Below are 24,915 nucleotides of genomic sequence, written 5' to 3' on the forward strand. Positions count from 1 at the left end.
GGGGGTGGAAGTGCAGTAATGCATGGAGCTGACCAGTACTAATCGGTCGAGGGCTTATCCAAATTGCAGGTTTTAGTCGCAAGTTTCGTTTCGGATCTAGTTTTCAGAGAATAATCTCTGAAATGAAAATCGGTACATCACTCCAATGTGTGTATGATTTTCAGTTCCACAGACGCTGAACCATTCATCCACACTAATGTGTTGGACCGAATGGAACGCGAACGCATTTGTTACACAAATGCTCGTTTGGTGGCGATAGCGGAGGGGTTCCACACGTACCCATCCCGAACACGACCGTTAAGCCCTCTAGCGCCGATGGTACTTGGACCGAAGGGTCCTGGGAGAGTAGGACGTTGCCAAGCAAAGAACCACTGCCGATGAACTTCGGTGGTGGTTCTTATTTTTTTGTTTGTCTACTTAACAGATCTATATATGATTACACCGGGAGATGCGAATGCATCTCATATTTGACTTTGTACGACGCCTCTGACACACTCATAGAAGATACATACATCACATTTAAGGGCACAATTAGAGTCGCTTACAATTCTGAAGAATGGGGTGCAGGATGATATGGATATTCGCAAACTAACCATGGATGATTTCGAAGCGTGTATGACGCTTTCAGAGTACGCTTTCCAATTTGTATTAAACGAGGAACAGATTGAAAAGCGCCGAGAGGAGTTCGCTTCACACAATGTGTTGGGAGTATATGAGGATGGACAAGTTGGAGCCAAGCTTCAGATCATTCCTTTTCAGACTTACATTCAAGGTCGATCATTTGCGATGGGCGGTATTGCGGGTGTGGCAACTTGGCCTGAATACCGGCGCAAAGGCTGGGTAGCAGGGCTGCTTAAATTTGCACTCGAAGAGATGAATCGGAATAAACAGAGCATTTCCTTCCTGCATCCATTCTCGTTTGCTTTTTATCGGAAATATGGATGGGAGACTTATGTAGAATTTAAAAATTACAAGCTGTTTACCGATCAATTACCTGCGAAGAAGCCAACTTCAGGTACTCTCCGGCGAGGCAATCCAGAGCTTTCAGTGTTGAAGGAGGTATATGACACGTATGCAGAACGTTATAACGGAACCTTAGCCCGAAATGATGCTTGGTGGGAAAATTCAGTTTATGCTAAGAAAGGTAGCCAGCGGGCTGTTTACTATGATGAAGCAGGACTACCTCAAGGCTACGTGCTTTACGAGGTGAAGGAAAGAAAATTTACCATCGGTGAGATGGTGCATCTTAATGAAGAGGCAAGACAAGGGTTATGGACGTTTATCGCCAACCATGATTCGATGATTGATGAAGTGACGTTAAAAGCGCCTGCGAACGATACACTGGCCTTTCAACTTGATAATCCACGGATTCAGCAGGAGGTTACCCCATACTTTATGGCGAGAATCGTTAGTGTGGAGCAGTTTATTTCACAGTATCCTTTTGCAAGCCAAGACTCTCCGGTACAGATTCAGCTTGAGGTAGAAGATGCACATGCACCGTGGAATGAAGGGCTATGGGAATTGAATGTGGCCATGAACGGAACAGCTTCTATATGGAAAAAAGGGGAGCTTACTACGGAAGATCAGCCTGCTAAGCATATCAGACTCGACATCCAATCGCTTACGGCATTGTTGATGGGGTATCGCAGACCCTCTGAGATGGCCCAGATTGACAGGATCCAAGGCTCGGAAGAGGATATTCAGTCTTTGGAAAAAGCGATACCTGTTCGCCAGACTTACCTGATGGATTTCTTTTGATTTTTCAAGTGTGTTTATGAGTATTTCCGAGCCAATTTATACTGGCAGCTTTCCCTTTTCGTATTTATAGAAAAACAGTGCTACAGTGAGACAAATGAACTTCTCCGGCTTTTTTGGAGAGGTTTTTTTGTGTCCGGGGAATATTTCGTGTAAAATCGTAAAAAATGAATAGTGACCCCACTTGGCAAAACCACAAAATATGCTATAATGTATATAAAGTCAAAGAAAGTCAAAGTCAACCGAAGGTTAAATACTTACGTAGCTTTCTTTCTACATTCCGGTGATGAGACACATTTCATGACGATGGATATCATCGGAAAGAGGCAGTACCAAGAGGACCTTCGTGCGTCCTTGCTCTCCCGAATAAGCCAGCGGAAATCAAGATTCGTTGTTTCCCTGTTTGGTTAAAATGGTTGAGAAGGTGCACTCTGTGGGGGCGTGTGGGTCCTTATTGACTTAACGTTTCAGACAGTGGAGGATGAGTGGATGCGTAATATCTCTGATATTATCGAACAATATCTGAAGAGTATTTTGCATGAAAGTCCCGAAGGAATGGTTGAAATTCAGCGCAATGATCTTGCAGATCAATTCTCATGCGTACCATCCCAGATCAACTATGTAATAAGCACACGCTTTACTCTTGAAAAAGGATATTTGGTAGAGAGTAAACGTGGTGGCGGCGGTTATGTCCGCATACAGCGGATCGAATTGCCGGCTCACTCTGCTCTGCATAATCATCTGCACCATAGCATCGGGGATGAGATTGGACAGACAGCTGCCGAAGGCTTGATATATCAGCTGGAAGAAGCACGTTTTCTGAGTAAAAGGGAAGCCGGGCTGATGCGTGCAGCTGTATCAAGAGAAATTTTATTGGTCAAACTTCCTTACCGGGATCAAATTCGTGCCAGAATGTTAAAGGCGATGTTAATATCTTTGCTCGGTAAATGAAAACTATCGGGATCAAGGAGGTACATCCTAAATGCTGTGCCAAGAATGCGACAAACGTCCGGCGACTCTTCATTTCACCAAAATCGTGAATGGCGAGAAGACGGAATTCCATATTTGTGAGTCATGTGCCCGTGAAAAGGGAGAAATGATTCCGGGAACATCGAATGGATTTTCCATTCATAATCTGTTGTCCGGGTTGCTTGATTTCGAACCTAAGAATGGAAATGCCGGGGCTCCCCCTGCTCAGACTCTTCGTTGTGAAGAGTGTGGCATGACTTACTCACAGTTTAGCAAAATCGGCCGATTCGGCTGCAGTTCTTGTTATAAATATTTTGACAGTCGTCTGGATCCATTGTTCAAACGGGTTCATGGCAGCACAACCCATGTGGGCAAAGTGCCTGCACGAGCTGGTGGTCGCATTAAAGTGAAGCGGCAGATTGCCGACCTGAAACGCGATCTTCAGGAGAGTATCGCCCAGGAAGAATTTGAAGAGGCGGCTCAGATCCGTGACCAGATCAGGGAACTTGAAAAAGAAATAGCTCAGGAGTAGAGTTTGTCATGAGTAGGAGGGACGCGTAATGCCTAATCTGCGCTTTACAGAGAAGGCGCTCAGCGACTGGATGCGCAGCGATGCGGCTGATTCCGAAATCGTCATTAGCAGCCGTGTCCGGATCGCACGTAATCTTCAGCATTATCCATTTCCAATGCTTGCTTCCAATGAGCAATCGGAAGAAGTGCTGAATAAGCTGAGCGAAGTACTTCAATATGATGACGTTCATGCCTTTGGAGATTTCCATACCTTGGACCTGATGGATATTGATGACCTCGATAAGCGGGTGCTGGTGGAGAAACATTTGATTAGCCCCAGTCTTGCGAATGAATCAAAGAATGGTGCGGTTATTCTCAGTGAGGATGAATCTGTCAGTATTATGATTAACGAAGAAGACCATCTTCGTATCCAATGCCTCTATCCGGGGTTCCAGGTGAAAGAAGCCTGGGAGAAAGCTTCCGCCATAGACGATGCTTTTGAAGCGCATGTGGATTATGCTTTTGATGATCGCAGAGGGTACCTGACCAGCTGTCCTACCAATGTAGGTACAGGGGTAAGAGCATCTGTAATGATGCATCTACCTGCTCTGGTGATGACACAGCAGATCGGACGCATTCTGACAGCTGTTTCTCAAGTGGGATTGACCGTGCGTGGAATTTATGGCGAAGGCAGCGAGGCGATGGGCAACCTTTTCCAGATATCCAATCAGATTACGCTTGGACAGACGGAACAAGAGGTCATCGATAATCTGCACAGCGTTGTGCTTCAGATGATTGGGCATGAGCGTACTGCCAGAGAGCGGTTAATTTCCGACTCGAGACTGCGGATTACCGATAGAGTGATGCGTTCATATGGGATTTTGTCCCACGCAGCCATTATGGATTCTAAGGAAGCCGCGCAGCGTCTCTCGGATGTTCGCTTAGGTGTAGATCTGGGGCTGTTGAACGGATTGTCCATTACGGTAATGAACGAGTTAAACGTGATGACACAACCAGGCTTTTTGCAGAAAACATTCGGAGAAGATATGCGCACAGATGAGCGTGACATCTACCGGGCTCAGTTGATTCGTGATACGATCAATGCAGCCAATCAATCCTAGTAATTGTTTTCGTCAGATTTAATATTAAGGTTTCATGCCGCATCTGCGGCTTTATATAAAATAGGCATTTACCTAAGTGCTGAATGACTTTATTCGCAGCATGGCTGCAAACAAAAATGATATGAATTATACGGCGGGATCATGATCAAGGCCCCCGTTTTATCCAAAACCATGGAGGTGCAGGAGATATGATGTTTGGAAGATTTACGGAACGGGCCCAAAAGGTGCTCGCACTCGCGCAGGAAGAAGCTGTCCGTCTCGGTCATAATAACATCGGTACAGAGCACATTTTGCTCGGCCTCATTCGTGAAGGCGAAGGCATCGCAGCCAAAGCGCTGATCGGCCTGGGACTCGGATTGGAAAAAATTCAAGATGAAGTAGAAACGCTGATTGGCCGCGGCCAAGAGCAACCTACGAACATTGCATATACGCCTCGTGCGAAAAAAGTAATTGAACTGTCCATGGATGAGGCTCGCAAATTGGGCCACACCTATGTAGGTACAGAGCATATCTTGCTCGGATTGATTCGTGAAGGCGAGGGCGTTGCAGCACGCGTGCTGAACAACCTTGGTATTAGTTTGAACAAAGCACGTCAACAAGTGCTGCAGTTGCTTGGCAGCAGTGAGGCTGTATCCAGTCATAATGGAACGCCTGCTAATGTTAGCACACCAACACTGGACAGTCTGGCACGTGACCTTACCGCTTATGCGAAGGAGAACAACCTGGATCCGGTTATTGGCCGCAGCAAAGAAATCGAGCGTGTCATTCAAGTATTGAGCCGTCGTACCAAGAACAACCCTGTATTGATCGGTGAACCTGGTGTAGGTAAAACAGCGATTGCTGAAGGTCTTGCACAGAAAATCATCGCCAACGAAATTCCGGAAACATTGCGCGACAAACGTGTCATGACCCTGGATATGGGTTCTGTTGTTGCCGGAACGAAGTACCGTGGTGAGTTTGAGGATCGTTTGAAAAAAATCATGGATGAGATTCGTCAGGCAGGTAACATTGTCCTGTTCATCGACGAATTGCACACCCTAATTGGTGCAGGCGGAGCTGAGGGCGCCATCGATGCTTCGAACATTTTGAAACCGGCCCTGGCTCGTGGAGAATTGCAATGCATTGGTGCAACAACCCTGGATGAATACCGCAAATATATCGAGAAGGATGCAGCGCTTGAGCGTCGTTTCCAACCGATTACTGTAGATCAGCCTTCTCCAGAAGAAGCTATCCAAATCTTGCACGGCCTGCGTGATCGTTATGAAGCGCATCACCGCGTGAAAATTACGGACGAAGCTATTGTACAGGCGGTTAAATTGTCTGACCGTTACATCACAGATCGTTTCCTGCCAGACAAAGCGATTGACCTGATTGATGAAGCGGGTTCCAAAGTAAGATTGAACTCATACACCATTCCGCCGAATCTGAAACAACTGGAAAGCCGTCTCGAAGATATCCGTAAGGAAAAAGACGCTGCGGTCCAAAGTCAGGAGTTCGAAAAAGCAGCAGCTCTGCGCGATACGGAACAAAAAATACGTGAAGAGCTGGATGTAACGAAGAACCAATGGAAAGAAAAACAAGGTCGTACGGATTCCGAAGTAACGCCTGAGGATATCGCACAAGTGGTAGCCAACTGGACGGGAATTCCGGTGAACAAGCTGAAAGAGGAAGAGACACAACGCCTAATGAATCTGGAATCCATCCTGCATGAACGTGTCATCGGTCAGGATGAAGCCGTGAAATCAGTGAGCCGTGCGGTTCGCCGTGCTCGTGCTGGATTGAAAGATCCAAAACGTCCAATGGGATCCTTCATCTTCCTCGGCCCTACTGGGGTAGGTAAAACGGAGCTGGCTCGTGCCCTTGCCGAAGCTATGTTCGGCGATGAAAATGCAGTGATCCGGATCGACATGTCCGAGTATGGTGAGAAGCACTCGACTTCAAGACTCGTTGGAGCGCCTCCAGGATATGTTGGTTACGAAGAAGGCGGTCAGTTGACAGAGAAAGTTCGTCGCAAACCGTATTCCGTAGTCCTGCTCGACGAGATCGAGAAAGCACATCCGGAAGTATTCAACATCTTGCTGCAAGTGCTTGAGGATGGCCGTCTGACAGACTCGAAAGGTCGTGTCGTGGACTTCCGCAACACATTGATCATTTTGACATCCAACGTGGGTGCCGAAGCGATTAAACGTAACTCTACACTCGGCTTCACAGCTGTTGTGGATGCAGGTGCGGATTACGATAACATGAAGGGTAAAGTCATGGATGAGCTGAAGAAAAGCTTCCGTCCAGAGTTCCTTAACCGGATTGATGAGATCATCGTATTCCACTCTCTTGAAGAGAAACACATTGCAGAGATTGTCACCCTGATGAGCGAGGAGCTTCGGAAACGTCTGCGTGAATACGAGGTCGACTTCGAGCTCACAGACAACGCCAAGGCCTTCCTGGCCAAAGCTGGCTTTGACCCAGCTTACGGTGCTCGTCCGCTTCGCCGGGCAATCCAGAAGCATATCGAAGACAAATTGTCTGAAGAATTGCTTACAGGTACGGTAACCAAAGGTGATTCGTTGTTGATTGACGAAGAGAACGGTGCACTGTCCGTAACCAAAAAGGAAGCCGTCGTTCCTTCCAATGAAGCCAATGAAGAAATTGAAACAAAATAAAGGATGAATAGGTTGGGTTTAAGCCCAACAGCTATTGATTCTGAATGTCCTTCTCGGCCCCGGCCGGGAAGGATTTTTTTGATGTATGGACTTAACACAAATGATTATGTTAGGAACATGTGTAAAGTTTACGATAATCCTTTACGAAAAATCTCAAACAATGGTAAACTTTTATTAACCCTGCACGTCAGAAATTCAGGGCAAAATTCGTCGAAAAATGCAAAATGCTGTTATAAAATAAATCCTAGGAGTGCTGAAGTGGCCAAAGTTAAAACCAAGTTTCAATGTACGGAATGTGGTTATGAAGCCCCGAAATGGTATGGCAAATGTCCGGGGTGTCAGTCATGGAATTCCATGGTGGAAGAAACGGAAACGGTTGTCAAAACACAAGGGAGAAATTCCCCCCTCTTTGACAGTAAAGATAAACCGCTTCCCATCATAGATATAGATAGCGGTCAGGAACCGCGTGTGCAGACTGGAATCGGAGAGCTGAACCGGGTATTGGGTGGCGGGATTGTTCCGGGGTCTCTCGTGCTGGTAGGCGGAGATCCGGGAATCGGAAAATCAACGCTGATGTTGCAAACCTCGCATGCTCTAACGCATTCGGGTTTGCGCGTGTTATATGTTTCGGGTGAGGAATCGGTGAAACAGACCAAATTGCGGGCTGACCGCCTGGATGCACTCTCTCCTGAACTGTATGTGCTGTGTGAAACAAATATGGAACGTGTAGAGGAAGCTGTGGAGCAGATCCAGCCGCATTTTCTTGTCATCGACTCCATTCAGACGGTTTACCTTCCAGAAGTCACCAGTGCACCCGGTAGCGTAGCACAGGTAAGGGAATGTACTTCCCGGTTCATGCGGATCGCCAAAGGCCGAGGCATTGCAACCGTGCTTGTGGGGCATGTTACGAAAGAAGGGGCTATCGCCGGTCCGCGTATGCTGGAACATATGGTGGACTGTGTTCTTTACTTTGAAGGGGAACGGCATCATACGTATAGACTGTTACGTGCGGTGAAAAACCGTTTCGGTTCAACCAATGAGATCGGTATTTTCGAAATGGGCGAAGACGGCTTGCGTGAAGTGGGCAATCCTTCTGAACTCTTTTTGTCTGAACGACCGCTCGGTGTAGCGGGTTCTACGGTAGTTGCAAGTATGGAAGGCACAAGACCGATGCTGGTTGAGCTGCAGGCACTCATCTCTGCAACACATTTCCCGTCTCCCCGCCGTATGGCAACAGGGATAGATCATCACAGGCTGAACCTGATTATTGCGGTGCTTGAGAAGCGAATGGGCATGTTTTTGCAAACGCAGGATGCGTACCTGAATGTGGCCGGGGGAGTACGGCTCGATGAACCGGCGGTGGATTTGGCGGTTGCCGTCAGCATTGCATCCAGTCTGAGGGATGTGCCGACCAAGCCAGATGATGTGATATTTGGCGAAATTGGTTTGACAGGTGAGGTACGGGCCGTATCACGGGCTGAACAACGTGTGAAGGAAGCCGAGAAACTGGGCTTCAAACGAGTCATTTTACCAGAGAAAAGCTTAAAGGGCTGGAAACATCCTCGCGGGATACAACTGATCGGTGTGAATACCGTGGCAGATGCACTAGCGGTTGCTTTAGATTAGGGGGCATAACAAGATGAAAGATTCGAGCCAACTGGATAATATGAATGAATTGTTGAGGCTGATCGCACCAGGTACACCTTTCCGCGAAGGTCTGGAGAACGTGCTGCGCGCCAAGACGGGGGCACTGCTTGTTGTAGGATACAGCCCTGAAGTAATGGAAGTGGTCGACGGGGGCTTCTCGATTAATTGCGATTTCTCCCCCAACTATCTATATGAACTCGCCAAGATGGACGGTGCCATCATTCTTAGCGAGGATTTAAAGCGTATTCTGTATGCCAACACCCAGCTTATTCCGGATTCCTCCATCTCTTCCTCTGAGACAGGGATCCGTCACCGGACAGCAGAACGTGTAGCCAAGCAAACAGGCAAATTGGTCGTATCCATCTCGCAACGCCGGAATATTATTACCTTATATCAGGGAACGCTTAGATATTCGCTCAAGGAAATTGGAGTTATTTTGACGAAGGCTAACCAGGCGATTCAAACGTTGGAGAAGTACAAAGCTGTACTTACCCAATCCCTTACGAATCTAAGTGCCTCGGAGTTCGAAGAACTTGTCACCATCCCTGAAGTGGTAAACGTCATTATACGTACGGAAATGGTGATGCGCATCAAAACGGAAATCAAGCGCTACATCCATGAACTTGGGAATGAAGGACGACTCATCTCCATGCAGATGGAAGAATTGGTTGGAACGACGGAGGAAGAAGCGTGGTTGCTGTACAAGGACTATGCACGTGATGATAGTGACGAGAAGATCCGCGAAATTATCGTGGGCCTCAAGCGCCTGTCGGATGATGAATTGCTGGATGCGCATCACATTGTCCGTCTGCTCGGCTATCCTTCATCAGCTGCGACATCCGAAGATTCGGTTGCACCGCGCGGATATCGGGTATTGAATAAGATACCACGCCTTCCGAATGTTATTATTCATAACCTTGTGGACCAATTTGAACAATTGCCGCATGTGATCATGGCAACGATTGAAGAGCTGGATGAAGTCGACGGTATTGGTGAGGTACGTGCTCGGACCATTAAAGAAGGGCTGAAGCGTCTGCAGGAGCAAATGTTTATTGACAGACAAATGTAATCCAGAGCTATCAGTATAGGTTTGCCTATAACGGCCCTGAAGATGATGAGGTGAAACAACAATGTTAACCAGATTCATTCCGAACCTCTTTACCTTGGGTAATCTGTTTCTTGGAATGATGGCGATACTGCTTGCAATTGATGGGAATTATAGCCTGGCTGCGATTATGGTCATCGTTGCGATGCTGCTGGATGGGTTGGATGGCCGGGTAGCGCGTGCACTCAATGCCCAAAGTGAATTTGGCAAGGAGCTGGACTCCCTGTCTGATATGGTTTCGTTCGGTGCAGCCCCGGCACTCATTATGTTTATGGTTTCCTTCCAGGATGCAACGCCGGTTCTCGCCTGGATCGCTACGGCAAGCTTCCCCATTTGCGGAGCCATTCGGCTGGCACGCTTTAATGTAAGACCCGGAATTCCCGGATACTTCACCGGCCTGCCCATTCCGGCAGCTGGAGGTGTGCTTGCAACGCTGACGTTGTTTAACAAGGATATTGGTCCCGTGAGCATGATGATAGCCACATTGTTATTATCCTATCTGATGGTCAGCTCGCTTAAATATCCGAATTTCAAAAAGGTCGGTCTGCCGCGAAAAGCGATCTGGATCGCCCCTTGGGTGGTTGTATTCGCTGTAGCGGTTGCTGTCATTTTCCCGGAACAGTTGTCGAAGCTGATCTTTATTCCGCTGGTGCTTTACGCTCTATATGGAATGAAGCATAATATGCGGACGGCCGCCTCCCGCAACCGGGCAAAGAAGCGCAAGGAAGAGAAGTCTTCCCGTCCTTCTGATCGGTAATTCTTTTTTTAATTGGGACAATACCCCGGAAATGCATAAGAAAAAGCACGCATTCTCCTTCAGGAGCGTACGTGCTTTTTTTATTGATTCGAATCTATACGGTACCTACTTTTGTACGGCAACTTGGCCAATCATTTACGACAAATTGAACATCCCTAACGTCGAACACTTCTGTGACTCGTGATTCACGACTTCTTCCATGTTGATATCCAGCAGATTGCAGAGAGCTGACATATAAAACAGGTTTCGCCCCAGTTCGGAGCTGATGACCTCTTTGCAATTCTCACACAATTCACCTTCCACATGCGTTTCCAGCAGGCCCTTGGTTTGAGCAATACCGCTCTCGGGGGCATATTTCTGCTTGGTGGCGTGCAGCTCAATGCAGCCGCATTCGGTAATGGCCTTGGACACGGCACGGTTGACAGAAGCTCCGGCTTGTCCTGTTTTGGACAGTACATCAATCAGACTGCGATGACGCAGCAACAGCTCGGAAACCTGATCCTGAAAAGCCTGTAAACTTAGCGTACTCATTTTGCTACTCACCTCGGGATATGAATTGAATTCATTATATGCCAATAATTTACCTTCTTTCAACTGACGATTGCAAACATTTCCAAAAAGTTCTTGCAACCGGGATTAGCAATCCAACAATTGGATCATACTGGATATGAAGATGAAGGACAATTAAAGGAGGTGCAGGGACATATGTGGAAAAAAGGCATTTTAACTTTTACAGGATTGTGCGGTGCATGGTTTGGCTACACGGCATATCATCTGGCAGGAAAATCCGTCCCGTGGATGGCTGAATGGATTCAGTCAGCAGGGCTGCTGGGGGCAGGAGTAGCAACGGCACTGGGCGCTGTATTGTTTATGGCTGTGTGTAATATTGGTGGAACCTTGCTGGCAAGCAGGCTGCAAAATGGGATTGATGCTTTGGCTAAAGTACCGATGAACGAACTGGCTGCTGGTGCAGCAGGTACCGTTGCAGGGTTACTGGTGGCTTTGCTGCTCTATCCATGTCTGACTTGGCTGGGAACAGCAGGAGAGGTGCTTCAGGTGGCGCTGACGGCCGTTAGCGGATATACGGGGTACATGCTAGCCATGGCGAAGAAAGAGGACCTCGCTGCATTCTGGATGTCTGGGCGATGGGGTCACCCCGAGCTGGATGAAGACAGACGGATGGAAGAACACAAGATTTTGGATACCAGTGTCATTATTGATGGCCGTATTGCAGATATATGCAAGACCGGGTTTATCGAAGGTACAATCGTGATTCCGGAATTCGTCCTGGAAGAACTTCAGCATATTGCAGATTCCTCCGATCTGCTGAAGCGAAACAGAGGACGGCGTGGACTCGACATATTGAATAAAATCCAAAAAGAACTCGACGTGAAGGTGCTCATTTACGAAGGGGATTTTGAAGAAATATCAGAAGTGGACAGCAAGCTGGTCAAACTGGCCAAAGTGCTTCAGGGCAAGGTGGTTACCAATGACTTTAACCTGAACAAGGTTTGCGAGCTCCAGGGTGTATCTGTACTGAACATCAACGATCTGGCGAATGCGGTGAAGCCAGTGGTGCTGCCTGGTGAAGAGATCATGGTGCAAATCATCAAGGATGGCAAGGAGCATGGCCAAGGTGTAGCTTATCTGGATGACGGTACAATGATTGTCGTGGAAGGCGGACGCGAGTATATTGGCATGATGATGGAAGTGCTGGTGACCAGTGTGCTGCAGACTTCCGCGGGACGAATGATTTTTGCCAAGCCGAAACTGTTGGAAAAAGCCCAATAAAGGGGTATGATGGGTAGTGTATCGTTCACCGATATTTATATCGCTTGAAGATATTCAGTATCGTAGAACGATAAACTGACAGACAAGGCAGGGATTACGGCATGGATAAAGGGTGGGGTGTCGTCATTGTGGCAGCAGGTCGGGGAACCCGAATGGGAACAACCGAGAGCAAGCAGTTTCTGCTGCTGCAGGACAAGCCCGTTTTCATACATACGCTTGAAGTGTTTGCCGCTCTGGACGAGATCAGCGAGATCGTGCTGGTAACCGGAGCCGCAGATGTTGAACGCTGCCTGGATTGGGTAAAAGAATACCGACTGGAGTCGCGTGTCCGTGTCATCCCCGGAGGGAAAGAGAGACAGCATTCTGTTCAAGAAGGCCTGAAGGCCTTACAGACGGATTGGGTTCTCGTTCACGACGGGGTACGTCCTTTTGTTGACCGTAATCAGATTACAGGTTGCATGGAGGCCGCGATGTCGGGGGGAGCCGCTGTACTTGCCGTTCCCGTTAAAGATACGATTAAACAAGTGAATGCGGAAGGAATCGTTACGGCGACGCCTGACCGCAGCAGTCTGTGGAGTATTCAAACCCCGCAGGCTTTTCGTCTTTCTTCACTGCTGCTTGCTTACGAGTCGGCCGCAAGGGACGGATTTCTCGGGACGGATGACGCCATGCTGGCTGAGCGCCAGGGGATGTCCGTCCAGGTTGTGGAAGGAAGTTATACCAACATCAAATTAACGACGCCGGAAGATTTGGAATATGCCGCGTTTTTGCTTGGGGGAGAAAAGAAGCGATGATACGTGTAGGACAGGGATTTGATGTACACCAATTGGTGGAGGGACGTCCGTGCATCATTGGCGGGGTAACGATTCCTTATGAAAAAGGACTGCTTGGTCACTCGGATGCAGATGTGCTGCTGCATGCCATCAGTGATGCCATTCTGGGTGCACTTGCACTTGGGGACATCGGCAAACACTTTCCGGACACCGATCCGGAGTTCAAGGACGCGGATAGCCTCAAACTGCTGGAGCATGTATGGCAGCTCGTGAAAGATCGCGGATATCGTTTGGGCAACATCGATTCCACCATTATTGCGCAGAAACCGAAAATGGCACCTTACATTCCACAGATGGCCGAGGTTATTGCCAAGGCACTGGAAGCGGATGTTGATCAGGTCAATGTCAAAGCAACGACTACGGAGCAACTCGGATTCCCTGGACGGGGAGAGGGCATTGCGGCCCAATCGGTTGTTTGCCTTGTTCGTGTGTGATATTATCAACCAACTAATATACGGAGGGGATATTTTATGAGCACAGAAGTTCGTGTGCGTTACGCGCCAAGTCCAACGGGACATCTGCATATCGGGAATGCCCGTACGGCGCTTTTTAACTATTTGTATGCTAAACATAATAACGGGAAATTCATCATTCGTATTGAGGATACTGACGTAAAACGGAACATTGCGGGTGGCGAGGAAAGCCAGCTTAAATATTTGAAATGGCTCGGAATCGAGTGGGATGAAAGCATTGATGTAGGCGGGGAATACGGACCTTACCGTCAGACGGAGCGTTTGGATATTTACCGCAAATACACCCAGGAGCTGCTGGACAAAGGTCTGGCTTACCGCTGTTTCTGCACTGAAGAAGAGCTGGAGCAAGAGCGTGAAGAGCAAACGGCACGTGGAGAAACGCCGCGTTATTCGGGTAAACACCGGGACCTAACGCCAGAGCAGATCAGTGCTTTTGAAGCTGAAGGCCGCGTTGCGAGCATTCGTTTCCGTGTACCGGAAGAGCGTACGTATACATTCGATGATATGGTTAAAGGGACTATTTCATTCAACAGCAAGGAATCTGGGGACTTCGTCATTGTGAAAAAAGACGGCATTCCCACGTACAATTATGCCGTTGCAGTGGATGATCACCTGATGAAAATCTCCCACGTTCTCCGCGGGGAAGATCACATCTCCAATACGCCGCGTCAGCTGATGATTTATGAAGCGCTCGGCTGGGAGCCGCCGCAATTTGGTCATATGACCCTGATCGTGAATGAAAATCACAAGAAGCTGAGTAAACGGGACGAGTCCGTCATTCAGTTTATCGAACAATATGATCAGCTCGGCTACTTGCCGGAGGCGATGTTCAACTTCATTTCCCTGCTTGGCTGGTCGCCGGAAGGGGAAGAAGAGATCTTCTCGCAGGAACAGTTGATCTCCATCTTTGATACCAAACGTTTGTCCAAGAGCCCGGCTGTATTCGATACGCATAAGCTGGCGCACTTGAACAATCACTATATTAAACATGCAGACCCGGATCGTATTGCCGAAATGGCGATTCCACATCTGCAAAAGGCAGGACGCATCGCAGCTGAGCTGTCACCTGAACAGAAGGAATGGGCATATGCACTCGTTCATCTGTACCAGGAGCAAATGACTGCAGCCTCTGACATTGTGGAACTGTCTGAAGTATTCTTCCGCTCCCATCTGGAGCTGGATGCAGAAGCGACTGCTGTACTTGGAGAAGAGCAGGTGCCAACCGTTCTGAAGGCCTTTGCCGACAAAGTTCAGGCGAGTGAAGAGTTTACCCCAAGTAAAATGGCCGCATTGATCAAGGAAGTACAGAAGGAAACCGGCTTTAAAGGTAAGCAGCTCTTTATGCCTATCCGTGTAGCACTGACTGGGCAGACCCATGGACGTGACCTGAATCAGACGATTGTATTGCTCGGGCGGGATACGGTTATTGAGCGTCTGCATGCACAGGTGAAAGGCGCGTAATCCAGGAACGCTGTCGATCCTGGTACTGACGCCAATGAGGGCGGGTATCGCCTGGGATGAAGTTATTGCAAGGTTGTTGTCAGTCCAGTACCTTTTCGCTATAATAGCAACACAAAGGTTAAATGACATGTTTCAGCATTCATCATAGAACAGCAAAGACCGGGAGGAGTAAACCGAACCGGACAGTTCCAGAGAGGATGGTCCTGCAGCGAAGAATGAATTTCTTTGGCTGCGGTGGCTGTGAACCATCCACTGTCTATCGGTCGAAATGCGCCCGTGAGCTGCATAGCCGAATCCGGCCCCGCCTCTTGTACGTGTAGGAGAGGAAAACGTCAGGATAGGTTGTGACGGTTGGTTTCCGTTACCGAACCGCTTGAGGGTTCATTCTTATTTGTCGGAACAGGTGGCAGACATTTGCTGACTGTATAATTCTGATATATAAGTCTGGGCCGAGCAGAGTGGGACCGCGATTAACGCCTCTGCAGCATAATGCTGCAGGGGCGTTTTTTGTTTGGGGCGAGTCAGCAGTACACTACCAAGAGGGCTGCGCCGTCCGGTATGCCGGAGGACGAAGACCTGAACAAGAGGGGAACGAGCATGTTCAAGAAGATCAGATCAGATATCCAGGCGGTGTTTGAAAACGATCCGGCTGCCCGGGGATGGTTCGAGGTGGTATTCACCTATTCGGGGCTGCATGCGATATGGGCTCATCGGATCGCGCACTTTTTCTACAAACGCGAATGGTTCTCGGTTGCCCGTTTCATCTCGCAGATCAGCCGGTTTATGACAGGAATCGAGATTCACCCTGGAGCGACCATAGGAAATCGGCTGTTTATTGACCATGGAATGGGTGTAGTTATTGGTGAAACCTGTGAGATAGGCGATGATGTTGTTATTTACCAGGGGGTTACACTTGGCGGAACAGGGAAAGAAAAAGGAAAGAGACACCCGACGATTGGCAATAATGTGGTTATCTCATCGGGAGCCAAAGTGCTCGGTTCATTCAGCGTTGGTGATCAATGTAACATTGGAGCCAACTCGGTCGTATTGAAAGAAGTGCCATCCAACAGTACGGTTGTAGGCATACCGGGGAGAATCGTCAAGCAGGACGGACGCCGGGTCGATCGTCTGAATCAGCAGCTGCCCGATCCGGTCATTGATTCTCTGCGCAGTATGCAGCAAGAGATCGAACGATTGCGCGAAGAAGTGCGTACACTACAGGATAGCCGTAAGAATGAGACTTCACGTGATACAATAAATAAATAGGGAAGTATGAATGAAAGGAAAGTGACCATGACGCTTCAAATTTACAATACGATGAGTCGTACCAAAGAAAATTTCGTTCCCCAAGAGCCGGGGAAGGTAAAAATGTATGTGTGCGGACCGACAGTATATGATTACATTCATATCGGGAATGCACGTCCTGTTATTTTTTTCGACACCGTTCGCGGTTACTTGGAACAGATAGGACATGAAGTAAACTACGTTGTAAACTTCACGGATGTTGATGATAAATTGATTCGCAAAGCTGAACAGCTGGGTACTGACGTTCCTCATGTTGCAGAGAAGTTTATTGCTGCGTACTATGAGGATCTTGAGGGATTGGGGATACCCAAAGCCAGCAGCAACCCGAGAGTTACAGAGAATATGCCGCTCATTATCGATTTTATCCGTGAGTTGGTTGAAAAGGGCTTTGCCTACGAAAATGGTGGTGACGTATATTACCGCACAGGCAAATTCGAGGAGTACGGCAAGCTGTCGAAGCAGAACCTGCAGGAATTGCAGTTCGGTATCCGGATTGGTGTAGATGAGCGCAAAGAGCACCCCGAAGATTTCGTGCTCTGGAAAGCGGCTAAACCAGGTGAGATCTACTGGTCCAGTCCTTGGGGTAATGGTCGTCCGGGCTGGCATATCGAATGCTCTGCTATGGCGCGTGAATACCTGGGAGATACGCTCGATATCCATGGAGGTGGACAGGATCTGCAGTTCCCTCACCATGAGTGCGAATGCGCACAATCCGAGGTGCTTACAGGCAAACCGCTCGCCAACTACTGGATGCATAACGGATTTATCCGTATCGATAACGAAAAAATGTCGAAATCACTCGGTAACGGAGTGCTTGTAAAAGACCTTCGAACCCAGTACAAACGTGAAGCTATTCGTTATTTCATGTTGTCGACACATTACCGCAACCCGCTTAACTTTACCGAAGATACAATGGAGCAAGCGCAAAACAGTGTAGATCGGATCGCGAATGCCGTTGGCAATCTGAAGCATCGTTTGCAGGCGGTAACGGTAGATCAGGATGTTACACCGGAGTTCGCTACTAAACTGGAGCAGATTCGCCAGCAGTATCACGAGAAAATGCAGGATGATTTCAATACTCCGGATGCCATTACCGCATTGTTCGAATGGGCTGCGGAAGCAAACCAGCTGCTGCAAAAGGAAGTCGTAAACGCCGCGGAAATTCGTGCATTGCTTGAACTGTTTGGTGAGTTGAATGCGGTGCTTCGCATTTATACGGAAGCAGAACCAGAGCTCCTGGATGAAGAGATTGAACGCCTGATTGAAGAGCGTACGGAAGCGCGCAAGTCCAAGAACTGGGCACGGGCTGATGAAATTAGAGACGAATTGTCAGCGCAGGGCATCCTTCTTGAAGATACGGCTCAAGGGATGAGATGGCGGCGCAAATGAACGAGGACCAGTTGAGAAATCTGTCTGATTCTGTCGATCATTCTGAGCAGGGGGAACGGCCTGCTGAAGAGCACACAGAGGCTATGACACAGGGAGGGTGGTTTCCGTACCCGCCTTCCCGCCCTGCAAGATTGATTCCTCCGATTGCACTCGCCTATATCGGTGATGCAGTGTATGAGGTAGCTGTAAGGCAGTATCTGTTGTCCAAAGCCAATATGCGTCCGAATCACTTGCACCGCAGTGCGACGGGTCTCGTTTCAGCCAAGGCACAGAGTCGAATCCTTACAGGTATCGAGGAACAATTGACCGAAGAAGAGCGCGACGTTGTAAGACAGGGGCGGAATGCCAAGTCGGGCAGTATTCCCAAGAATGCCGATGTGCTTGAATACAGACATGCCACTGCTCTAGAGTGTCTTGTTGGTTACCTGTACAGTAGTGGTCGGCATGAGCGCATGATCCAACTGATTACGCAGGGTATTGAGCATGCAGAGCAGCAGTCACCGGCACCAAACAAAAAATAAAAATAACAACTTAGTCGTTCCTGTGGTACAAGCCAATAAAGAGGTATATGCAGGACGTAATAGAGAGGACCGAAGCAATATGGAAGAAGAATGGATTGCTGGTAAGCACTCCGTGACGGAGGCGCTGCGTTCAGGCCGGACCATCAACAAAATATGGATCGCTGATACAGCACAGAAACACTTGACTCAACCAATTATCGCGGAAGCCAAAAAACTCGGAATCGTGATTCAGCATGTGGACAAGCGCAAATTGGATCAAACGGTGCCAGGCATTCAGCATCAGGGTGTTGTCGCACAAGCGGCCCCGTATGCTTATGCTGAGGTAGAGGATATTTTGGAAGCGGCAAAATCGAAGAATGAGCATCCGTTTTTGATTTTGCTGGACGAAATTGAAGATCCTCATAACCTTGGTTCTATTCTGCGGACAGCTGACTGCACGGGGGCTCATGGTGTGATTGTCCCTAAACGGCGTTCAGCATCAGTGACTGCAACGGTGTCAAAAACTTCTGCAGGTGCGGCTGAATATGTACCGGTTGCCAGGGTTAGCAACCTGGCACAGACCATTGATCGTCTCAAGGAAGAGGGCGTGTGGGTTGTGGGTACAGATGTGACCGCACAAGAGGCGGTATTTGGCAATGGCGTCTTCACAGGACCGGTAGCCCTGGTTATCGGGAACGAAAACAAAGGTATGGGCCGACTAATTCGTGAGAAGTGTGATGTACTGGTCAAATTGCCGATGCAGGGGCAGATTAACTCCCTGAATGCTTCCGTGGCGGCGGGTGTTGTTATGTACGAAGTGCTTCGTTCGCGCCAAGCACAGGGATAGATGGTATGGCAGATTCCCGGGATGTGCTTCTGGTAGACGGGTATAACATGATTGGTGACTGGCCAGAACTGTCCAGATTGGCAGAGAGTGGGCTTGAGGAGGCGCGGAATCGTCTTCTCTTCCGTCTTGCCGACTATCAGGCGTTCTCCGGTCGCAAGGTCATCGTTGTTTTTGATGCCTATCTCGTACCCGGACTTGGTAAAACATACACACAGAGCAAAGTACAGATCTATTTTACCAAGGAAAAAGAGACGGCTGACGAATGCATTGAGAGACTCGTACGGGAACTAAGCTCGCGGAGACGCCAAATCTATGTAGCCACAAGCGATATGGTAGAACAGCATGTCATTTTTGGACAGGGAGCATTACGTGTGTCTGCCAGGGAACTGCTGATCGAAGTGGAGCAGAATGAGAAAGAGTTGCAGAAGCGTTTGGAGGAGGATCAGGCCAAGTCCACACGCAATACACTTGGGGCCAAGCTTAGCCCGGATGTGTTGAAGCAATTCGAGCGCTGGCGACGTGGATAGGGAACTGTTTTACAAATATTTCAATCTTGAAAGTCTTGACAATTATGTTATTGATGTTCTTTTTTAGGGATAGCGTGGTTGACGGTGTGAGGTGCCATCATATATACTGTTCGTATATTTCATAGAGTAGAGTAACGGTGTACCTTGCGTTGCAGCCGGAGGGATTGTCTGTGAGTGTCGACCTCAAAGATATCATGTTATCAAAGTATGATTACCAAAGTGACGAAGACATTGTCGAAGCGGTCCGTGAAGGTGAGAGCGAAGCGCTGGAGTTTTTGATTAACAAATATCGCAACTTTGTACGCGCCAAGGCAAGATCTTATTTTCTGATTGGGGCAGACCGGGAAGATATCATTCAGGAAGGAATGATTGGTCTCTACAAATCCATTCGGGATTTCAAAGGAGACAAGCTGGCTTCGTTCAAAGCTTTTGCCGAGCTGTGTATCACCAGACAGATTATTACGGCAATTAAGACGGCAACACGTCAGAAACATATTCCGCTTAATTCCTATGTATCGTTGGACAAGCCAATCTATGATGAAGAATCCGATCGTACGTTACTCGATGTGATTTGTGGAACTCAGGTCAGTGATCCGGAAGAGCTTATCATTAATCAGGAAGAGTTTGTGGGCCTGGAAGATAAGATGTCGGAGATTTTAAGTGACTTGGAACGAAAAGTATTGATGTTGTATCTTGACGGGAGATCTTATCAAGAGATTGCAGTAGATTTGGACCGGCACGTGAAGTCCATTGATAATGCACTGCAGCGCGTGAAGCGCAAACTTGAAAAGTACCTGGAAGTTCGAGATAATTGAACAATGTTGTTGTTGACGGAAAAGGCTCGGAGTTTGAGTCTTTTTTTGCTGCTCTAAGTTTATAAGTCAAAAGTTTGATAATACTAGTAATCGCTTGGTCCAAGCAGGAGAAGAGAAAAATCAGAGACGCTCGAACTACACGATTTTTGTACGGAACTTTTACCAGTGATGAAAGGCTATTCTTTCATTGACATGGTTATACCCTTATGATAAAGTGTTTTAGGTAGGCCTAAATTCGCGGCTTTTTTTTAGGATCAATTTAGAGACTCTCCTTTAAAGTGGAAGTCTTCGGGAGGTGTACATCATGCGGGTAATTATTACTTTGGCTTGTACAAACTGCAAACAAAGAAATTACACTACGACAAAAAACAAGCGTAATCACCCCGACCGCATGGAGATGAAGAAATTTTGCAAGTTTTGTAACGAGCAGACTTCTCATCGCGAAACCAGATAGTTTTTGGGAGGTGTAGTCGGCGTGAAACGTAGTTTCAAATCTCTGATTTCCTTTTTCTCAGAAAGCTGGGCTGAACTTAAAAAAGTTCGCTGGCCTAATCGTAAAGAGCTGACCAACTACACATTGATCGTTCTTGGTACTGTTGTGGTTATGACGCTGTTTTTTTGGGTCGTTGATATCGGCATCTCCGCTGTGATCGAAGCGATTATTTAAGAAGGGTCCCAGGTGGCTTGATATGGAAAAAAGATGGTACGTCGTTCATACCTACTCAGGGTATGAGAATAAGGTCAAAGCCAATTTGGAAAAACGCGTAGAGTCCATGGGCATGGAAGACAAGATATTCCGCGTTCTTGTTCCTATGGAAGAAGAAGTGGTAAACAAGGACGGTAAGAAAAAGACCGTTATGCGCAAAGTTTACCCCGGCTATGTCTTGGTGGAAATGATCCAAACGGATGACTCTTGGTATGTTGTTCGCAATACACCGGGTGTTACGGGATTTGTCGGTTCGACAGGTTCCGGGTCCAAACCAACTGCTCTGTTGCCTGAAGAAGTGGAACAAATTCTGAAGCATATGGGCATGGTTGAGCCGAAGCCGAAAATTGAATTCGACATTAAGGAATCCGTACGAATCAAAGTTGGTCCTTTTGCGAATTTTGTGGGCTCCGTGGAAGAAATTTTGGTAGACAAAAGCAAGTTGAAAGTGCATGTGAACATGTTTGGACGGGAAACACCGCTTGAGTTGGAATATACACAAGTGGAGAAGATATAGTCTCTTCAAGTTTCTTGTGGGAGGACCGAAAGGTTCGTTAACCACTATTTTGCAAGGAGGTGTCAATCATGGCAAAAAAGGTAATCAAAATGGTAAAACTGCAAATTCCAGCAGGTAAAGCGAATCCAGCGCCTCCGGTAGGTCCAGCTTTGGGTCAAGCAGGTGTCAACATCATGGCATTCTGTAAAGAGTTCAACGCTCGTACAGCCGATCAAGCGGGATTGATTATTCCTGTTGAAATCACAGTATTCGAGGACCGTTCCTTTACTTTCATCACTAAAACTCCACCAGCAGCAGTTCTGTTGAAAGTGGCAGCTAAAGTGGAAAAAGGATCCGGCGAACCGAACAAGAAAAAAGTTGCTACCGTTAAACGTGATGCGGTACGTCAAATCGCAGAACAAAAAATGCCTGACCTGAATGCAGCGAACGTTGAGTCCGCAATGCGTATGGTCGAAGGTACTGCCCGTAGCATGGGTATCACCATCGAAGACTAATTTTTCATCTGAAACATGGCTTCGTAAAGCCGGCCGATTCGCGGCCGGTTGATGTGGGAGGTATATCCGCTAAAACCACAAAGGAGGAATATAACATGGCTAAACACGGTAAAAAATACCTGGAAGCTGCTAAGCTGATCGACAGCGAAGCAACTTACGAGCCTTCAGAAGCTGTAGAGCTTGTGAAAAAGGCAGCCACTGCAAAATTCGATGAAACTATCGAAGCAGCAGTACGCTTGGGCGTTGACCCACGTAAGCAAGACCAGGCTGTACGTGGTGTAGTTGTCTTGCCACACGGCACAGGTAAAACACAACGCGTATTGGTATTTGCAAAAGGTGACAAAGCGAAAGAAGCGGAAGCGGCTGGCGCGGACTATGTTGGTGATGCAGACATGATCAACAAAATCCAACAAGGCTGGTTCGAATTCGACGTCTGCGTAGCGACACCAGATATGATGAGTGAAGTAGGTAAATTGGGCCGACTGCTCGGCGGTAAAGGTCTGATGCCTAACCCTAAAGCCGGAACGGTAACTTTCGATGTATCCAAGGCTGTTCAAGAAATCAAAGCCGGTAAAATCGAATATCGTCTGGATCGTGCAGGTCAAATTCATGCACCGATCGGTAAAGCATCTTTCTCTGCAGAGCAACTTAACGAGAACTTGAAAGCTCTCATGGACGCTCTGAACCGTGCTAAACCGGCGGCAGCAAAAGGTGTTTATCTGAAGAACGTTTCTCTTTCTTCCACGATGGGCCCTGGCGCACGCGTGAACGCAGCATCTTTTAGATAATATCTGTTGACAGACTTGTTCTGTTCTGGTATGATATAAAAGTTGTGAGTCCGAGTGACTGACCGTTGACATTTGAATATGCTTGCCGTAGACAGTAGGTGCCATCAGGCTTAATTTCCTACCGAGGTATGATTATAGAACTTAGAACGATGCAAATCGATTATGAGTATATATCAAGCCTTCGTGATTCTACGGAGGCTTTTCTTAATGGGATAAATTTGATCAGGAGGTGTACAGTTTGGCAAACGCAAAAGTGATTCAAGCAAAACAAGAGTCCGTTGATGCAGTAACAGCGAAATTGCGCGAGAGCGCTACGACAGTTGTTGTTGACTATCGCGGTCTGAACGTTGCCCAAGTAACTGAGCTGCGTAAGCAGCTTCGTGAAGCCGGAATTGAATTCCAAGTGCTGAAAAACACATTGCTTCGCCGTGCGACTGCTGCAGCAGAACTGACAGAACTCGATAGCGTTCTTACAGGTCCTACTGCAATTGCATTCAGCGCCGAAGATGCTGTGGCTCCAGCCAAAATTCTGAACGACTTCGCTAAAAAGAACGACGCACTGGAATTGAAAGGTGCAGTTGTTGAAGGTCGTGTAATCGGAGTAGAAGAAGTTAAGGCATTGGCAGAACTGCCATCCCGCGAAGGTCTCCTCTCCATGCTCCTCAGCGTGCTTCAAGCGCCAGTGCGCAACTTCGCGCTTGCGGTTAAAGCTGTTGCGGAAAAAGAAGAACAAGGCGCGTAAGCTACTTGATCTAATAGCTGCTTAGGCGGCATTGAATGACAAAAAAATAAAATTATATATGGAGGTTCAATCATGAGTAAAGAGCAAATCTTGGAAGCAATCAAAGGCATGACTGTACTGGAACTGAACGATCTTGTTAAAGCAATCGAAGAAGAATTCGGCGTAACTGCTGCAGCTCCAGTAGCTGTTGTAGGTGGCGGTGCTGCTTCTGCTGAAGCTGAGCAATCCGAGTTCGACGTAATCTTGGCAAGCGCTGGCGCTTCCAAAATCAACGTTATCAAAGCAGTTCGTGAAATCACAGGTCTTGGCCTGAAAGAAGCTAAAGAAGTAGTTGACAATGCTCCAAAAGCATTGAAAGAAAAAGTTAGCAAAGAAGAAGCTGAATCCATCAAAGCTAAATTGGAAGAAGCAGGCGCTACAATCGAAGTTAAATAATTTGGCTTTTATAAGCTAAATGAACAAAACAACAAACCCCTTGACTTATATCAAGGGGTTTGTTGCTGTAATTGTATATGGAAAGTGAGTGAGGACATGTCCAATCATTATTATTCGGACAAACCGCAGGTCGCACATGACAGACGGGCAACGGAAGCGGAGCTTCGTGGATGGAAATTGCGATTCGTTACCGATGCAGGTGTATTTTCCAAAAGCGGAATCGATTACGGCAGCAGAGTGCTGATTGATGCAATAGAGTTAACTGCTGGGGCTCATGTTCTGGATGTGGGTTGCGGGTATGGACCGATTGGTCTTACGGCAGCCAAGCTTGTACCCGAAGGGCATGTCACCATGATTGATATCAACGAGAGAGCGGTTGAGCTTTCCAGAGAAAATGCAAAAGCAAATGGAATTACGAATGTAACGGTAATGCAAAGTAATCTACTTTCTGAAGTGAACCAGAGGGACTTTGACGCAGTTCTAACCAACCCGCCAATTCGAGCAGGGAAGGAAACCGTTCATACCATTTTTGAGCAGGCGCATCAGCATCTGAAGGTGGGCGGTTCGTTGTGGATTGTCATTCAAAAAAAGCAAGGGGCTCCTTCGGCAAAAGCGAAGCTGGAATCCTTGTTTGGCAGAGTGGAAGAAGTAACGAAAGATAAAGGCTACCGGATTTTCAAAGCGGTGAAAACGGAGGACTCGTCTGAAGGCTAGTTTCCGATTTGTAAAGTAAGCAGGGGAGCATTTTTTTTGCAATAGGACTATTGA

General features: G+C 47.7%; 27 protein-coding genes, 1 rRNA gene and 1 other annotated feature. Of the genes, 27 read left to right on the forward strand and 1 reads right to left on the reverse strand.

Translation table 11 applies throughout. The features are described from left to right. Positions 1 to 245: 245 nt before the first annotated feature. From rrf to pssA, 9 genes are all read left to right on the forward strand, one after another. Positions 246 to 362, forward strand: a 5S ribosomal RNA gene (rrf, locus tag MH144_RS28840). A 211-nt stretch (positions 363 to 573) separates the two neighbouring features. Further along, on the forward strand, positions 574 to 1,758 hold the full coding sequence (locus MH144_RS28845) for a GNAT family N-acetyltransferase (RefSeq protein ID WP_239305637.1): 1,185 nt from the start codon (positions 574 to 576) through the stop codon (positions 1,756 to 1,758). A 486-nt stretch (positions 1,759 to 2,244) separates the two neighbouring features. Further along, complete coding sequence (locus MH144_RS28850) at positions 2,245 to 2,706, forward strand: CtsR family transcriptional regulator (protein WP_095293442.1); 462 nt, start codon at positions 2,245 to 2,247, stop codon at positions 2,704 to 2,706. A gap of 31 nt (positions 2,707 to 2,737) precedes the next feature. After that, positions 2,738 to 3,256, forward strand: a complete 519-nt coding sequence (gene mcsA, locus MH144_RS28855; RefSeq protein WP_095362295.1) for a protein-arginine kinase activator protein McsA — start codon at positions 2,738 to 2,740, stop codon at positions 3,254 to 3,256. 28 nt (positions 3,257 to 3,284) lie between these two features. Continuing rightward, positions 3,285 to 4,355 (forward strand): protein-arginine kinase McsB, encoded by a 1,071-nt coding sequence (mcsB, locus tag MH144_RS28860; RefSeq protein WP_239305639.1) that lies wholly within the window; start codon positions 3,285 to 3,287, stop codon positions 4,353 to 4,355. Between the two features lie 188 nt (positions 4,356 to 4,543). Next, positions 4,544 to 7,015, forward strand: coding sequence for an ATP-dependent protease ATP-binding subunit ClpC (clpC, locus tag MH144_RS28865; protein WP_183527006.1), 2,472 nt, complete (start codon positions 4,544 to 4,546; stop codon positions 7,013 to 7,015). Between the two features lie 258 nt (positions 7,016 to 7,273). Then, positions 7,274 to 8,641, forward strand: a complete 1,368-nt coding sequence (radA, locus tag MH144_RS28870) for a DNA repair protein RadA (protein WP_095293438.1) — start codon at positions 7,274 to 7,276, stop codon at positions 8,639 to 8,641. Between the two features lie 13 nt (positions 8,642 to 8,654). Next, positions 8,655 to 9,731: a DNA integrity scanning diadenylate cyclase DisA gene (gene disA, locus MH144_RS28875; RefSeq protein ID WP_239305640.1), complete on the forward strand. Its 1,077-nt coding sequence runs from the start codon at positions 8,655 to 8,657 to the stop codon at positions 9,729 to 9,731. A gap of 61 nt (positions 9,732 to 9,792) precedes the next feature. Further along, complete coding sequence (gene pssA, locus MH144_RS28880; protein WP_239305641.1) at positions 9,793 to 10,524, forward strand: CDP-diacylglycerol--serine O-phosphatidyltransferase; 732 nt, start codon at positions 9,793 to 9,795, stop codon at positions 10,522 to 10,524. A 135-nt stretch (positions 10,525 to 10,659) separates the two neighbouring features. Here the strand turns inward: pssA and MH144_RS28885 are convergent, their stop codons facing one another. Then, entirely contained in the window at positions 10,660 to 11,055 is a 396-nt protein-coding gene (locus MH144_RS28885; protein ID WP_095293446.1) for a nucleoside triphosphate pyrophosphohydrolase family protein, read from the reverse strand. A 174-nt stretch (positions 11,056 to 11,229) separates the two neighbouring features. On the opposite strand from MH144_RS28885, the gene MH144_RS28890 reads away from it, so the two are divergent. The 18 genes from MH144_RS28890 to MH144_RS28975 all read left to right on the forward strand — a co-directional run bounded on the left by MH144_RS28890 (position 11,230) and on the right by MH144_RS28975 (position 24,861). Next, positions 11,230 to 12,315, forward strand: a complete 1,086-nt coding sequence (locus MH144_RS28890; protein WP_095362290.1) for a PIN/TRAM domain-containing protein — start codon at positions 11,230 to 11,232, stop codon at positions 12,313 to 12,315. Positions 12,316 to 12,416: 101 nt separating this feature from the next. After that, complete coding sequence (ispD, locus tag MH144_RS28895; protein ID WP_095362289.1) at positions 12,417 to 13,109, forward strand: 2-C-methyl-D-erythritol 4-phosphate cytidylyltransferase; 693 nt, start codon at positions 12,417 to 12,419, stop codon at positions 13,107 to 13,109. Beyond that, positions 13,106 to 13,582, forward strand: coding sequence for a 2-C-methyl-D-erythritol 2,4-cyclodiphosphate synthase (gene ispF / locus MH144_RS28900; protein ID WP_095293433.1), 477 nt, complete (start codon positions 13,106 to 13,108; stop codon positions 13,580 to 13,582). The genes ispD and ispF overlap by 4 nt, the downstream gene beginning before the upstream one ends. Before the next feature lie 36 nt (positions 13,583 to 13,618). Beyond that, a complete protein-coding gene (gene gltX, locus MH144_RS28905; protein ID WP_239305642.1) occupies positions 13,619 to 15,082 on the forward strand; it encodes a glutamate--tRNA ligase in 1,464 nt (487 codons plus the stop codon). 597 nt (positions 15,083 to 15,679) lie between these two features. Continuing rightward, positions 15,680 to 16,348 carry a serine O-acetyltransferase gene (gene cysE, locus MH144_RS28910; protein ID WP_239305654.1) on the forward strand — a complete coding sequence of 223 codons (669 nt, stop codon included), beginning with the start codon at positions 15,680 to 15,682 and terminating at the stop codon, positions 16,346 to 16,348. Between the two features lie 27 nt (positions 16,349 to 16,375). Next, positions 16,376 to 17,776, forward strand: coding sequence for a cysteine--tRNA ligase (gene cysS / locus MH144_RS28915; protein WP_239305643.1), 1,401 nt, complete (start codon positions 16,376 to 16,378; stop codon positions 17,774 to 17,776). Positions 17,777 to 17,859: 83 nt separating this feature from the next. Beyond that, a complete protein-coding gene (locus MH144_RS28920) occupies positions 17,860 to 18,297 on the forward strand; it encodes a Mini-ribonuclease 3 (protein ID WP_239305655.1) in 438 nt (145 codons plus the stop codon). A gap of 79 nt (positions 18,298 to 18,376) precedes the next feature. Next, positions 18,377 to 19,123, forward strand: coding sequence for a 23S rRNA (guanosine(2251)-2'-O)-methyltransferase RlmB (gene rlmB, locus MH144_RS28925; RefSeq protein WP_095362297.1), 747 nt, complete (start codon positions 18,377 to 18,379; stop codon positions 19,121 to 19,123). A 5-nt stretch (positions 19,124 to 19,128) separates the two neighbouring features. Next, on the forward strand, positions 19,129 to 19,650 hold the full coding sequence (locus MH144_RS28930; RefSeq protein ID WP_239305644.1) for an NYN domain-containing protein: 522 nt from the start codon (positions 19,129 to 19,131) through the stop codon (positions 19,648 to 19,650). A 170-nt stretch (positions 19,651 to 19,820) separates the two neighbouring features. Beyond that, the gene (gene sigH / locus MH144_RS28935) at positions 19,821 to 20,465 is read left to right on the forward strand and encodes an RNA polymerase sporulation sigma factor SigH (RefSeq protein ID WP_024633601.1); all 645 of its coding nucleotides are present in this window, start codon (positions 19,821 to 19,823) and stop codon (positions 20,463 to 20,465) included. Between the two features lie 304 nt (positions 20,466 to 20,769). After that, positions 20,770 to 20,919: a 50S ribosomal protein L33 gene (rpmG, locus tag MH144_RS28940; protein WP_072735843.1), complete on the forward strand. Its 150-nt coding sequence runs from the start codon at positions 20,770 to 20,772 to the stop codon at positions 20,917 to 20,919. Between the two features lie 21 nt (positions 20,920 to 20,940). Further along, a complete protein-coding gene (secE, locus tag MH144_RS28945; RefSeq protein WP_024633600.1) occupies positions 20,941 to 21,132 on the forward strand; it encodes a preprotein translocase subunit SecE in 192 nt (63 codons plus the stop codon). Positions 21,133 to 21,154: 22 nt separating this feature from the next. Continuing rightward, positions 21,155 to 21,688, forward strand: coding sequence for a transcription termination/antitermination protein NusG (nusG, locus tag MH144_RS28950; protein ID WP_056697652.1), 534 nt, complete (start codon positions 21,155 to 21,157; stop codon positions 21,686 to 21,688). A gap of 68 nt (positions 21,689 to 21,756) precedes the next feature. Continuing rightward, a complete protein-coding gene (gene rplK / locus MH144_RS28955; protein WP_053779217.1) occupies positions 21,757 to 22,182 on the forward strand; it encodes a 50S ribosomal protein L11 in 426 nt (141 codons plus the stop codon). Positions 22,183 to 22,277: 95 nt separating this feature from the next. Beyond that, on the forward strand, positions 22,278 to 22,970 hold the full coding sequence (gene rplA / locus MH144_RS28960; RefSeq protein ID WP_095293428.1) for a 50S ribosomal protein L1: 693 nt from the start codon (positions 22,278 to 22,280) through the stop codon (positions 22,968 to 22,970). A gap of 67 nt (positions 22,971 to 23,037) precedes the next feature. Next, positions 23,038 to 23,184: a sequence feature (ribosomal protein L10 leader region), on the forward strand. Positions 23,185 to 23,208: 24 nt separating this feature from the next. Further along, entirely contained in the window at positions 23,209 to 23,712 is a 504-nt protein-coding gene (gene rplJ, locus MH144_RS28965; RefSeq protein WP_095293427.1) for a 50S ribosomal protein L10, read from the forward strand. 72 nt (positions 23,713 to 23,784) lie between these two features. Next, positions 23,785 to 24,147: a 50S ribosomal protein L7/L12 gene (gene rplL / locus MH144_RS28970; RefSeq protein WP_239305645.1), complete on the forward strand. Its 363-nt coding sequence runs from the start codon at positions 23,785 to 23,787 to the stop codon at positions 24,145 to 24,147. Between the two features lie 96 nt (positions 24,148 to 24,243). Further along, a complete protein-coding gene (locus MH144_RS28975; protein WP_095293425.1) occupies positions 24,244 to 24,861 on the forward strand; it encodes a class I SAM-dependent methyltransferase in 618 nt (205 codons plus the stop codon). The last annotated feature ends 54 nt before the right edge of the window (positions 24,862 to 24,915 follow it).

This window comes from Paenibacillus sp. ACRRY, from assembly GCF_022346995.1.
Taxonomy (GTDB): Bacteria; Bacillota; Bacilli; order Paenibacillales; family Paenibacillaceae; genus Paenibacillus.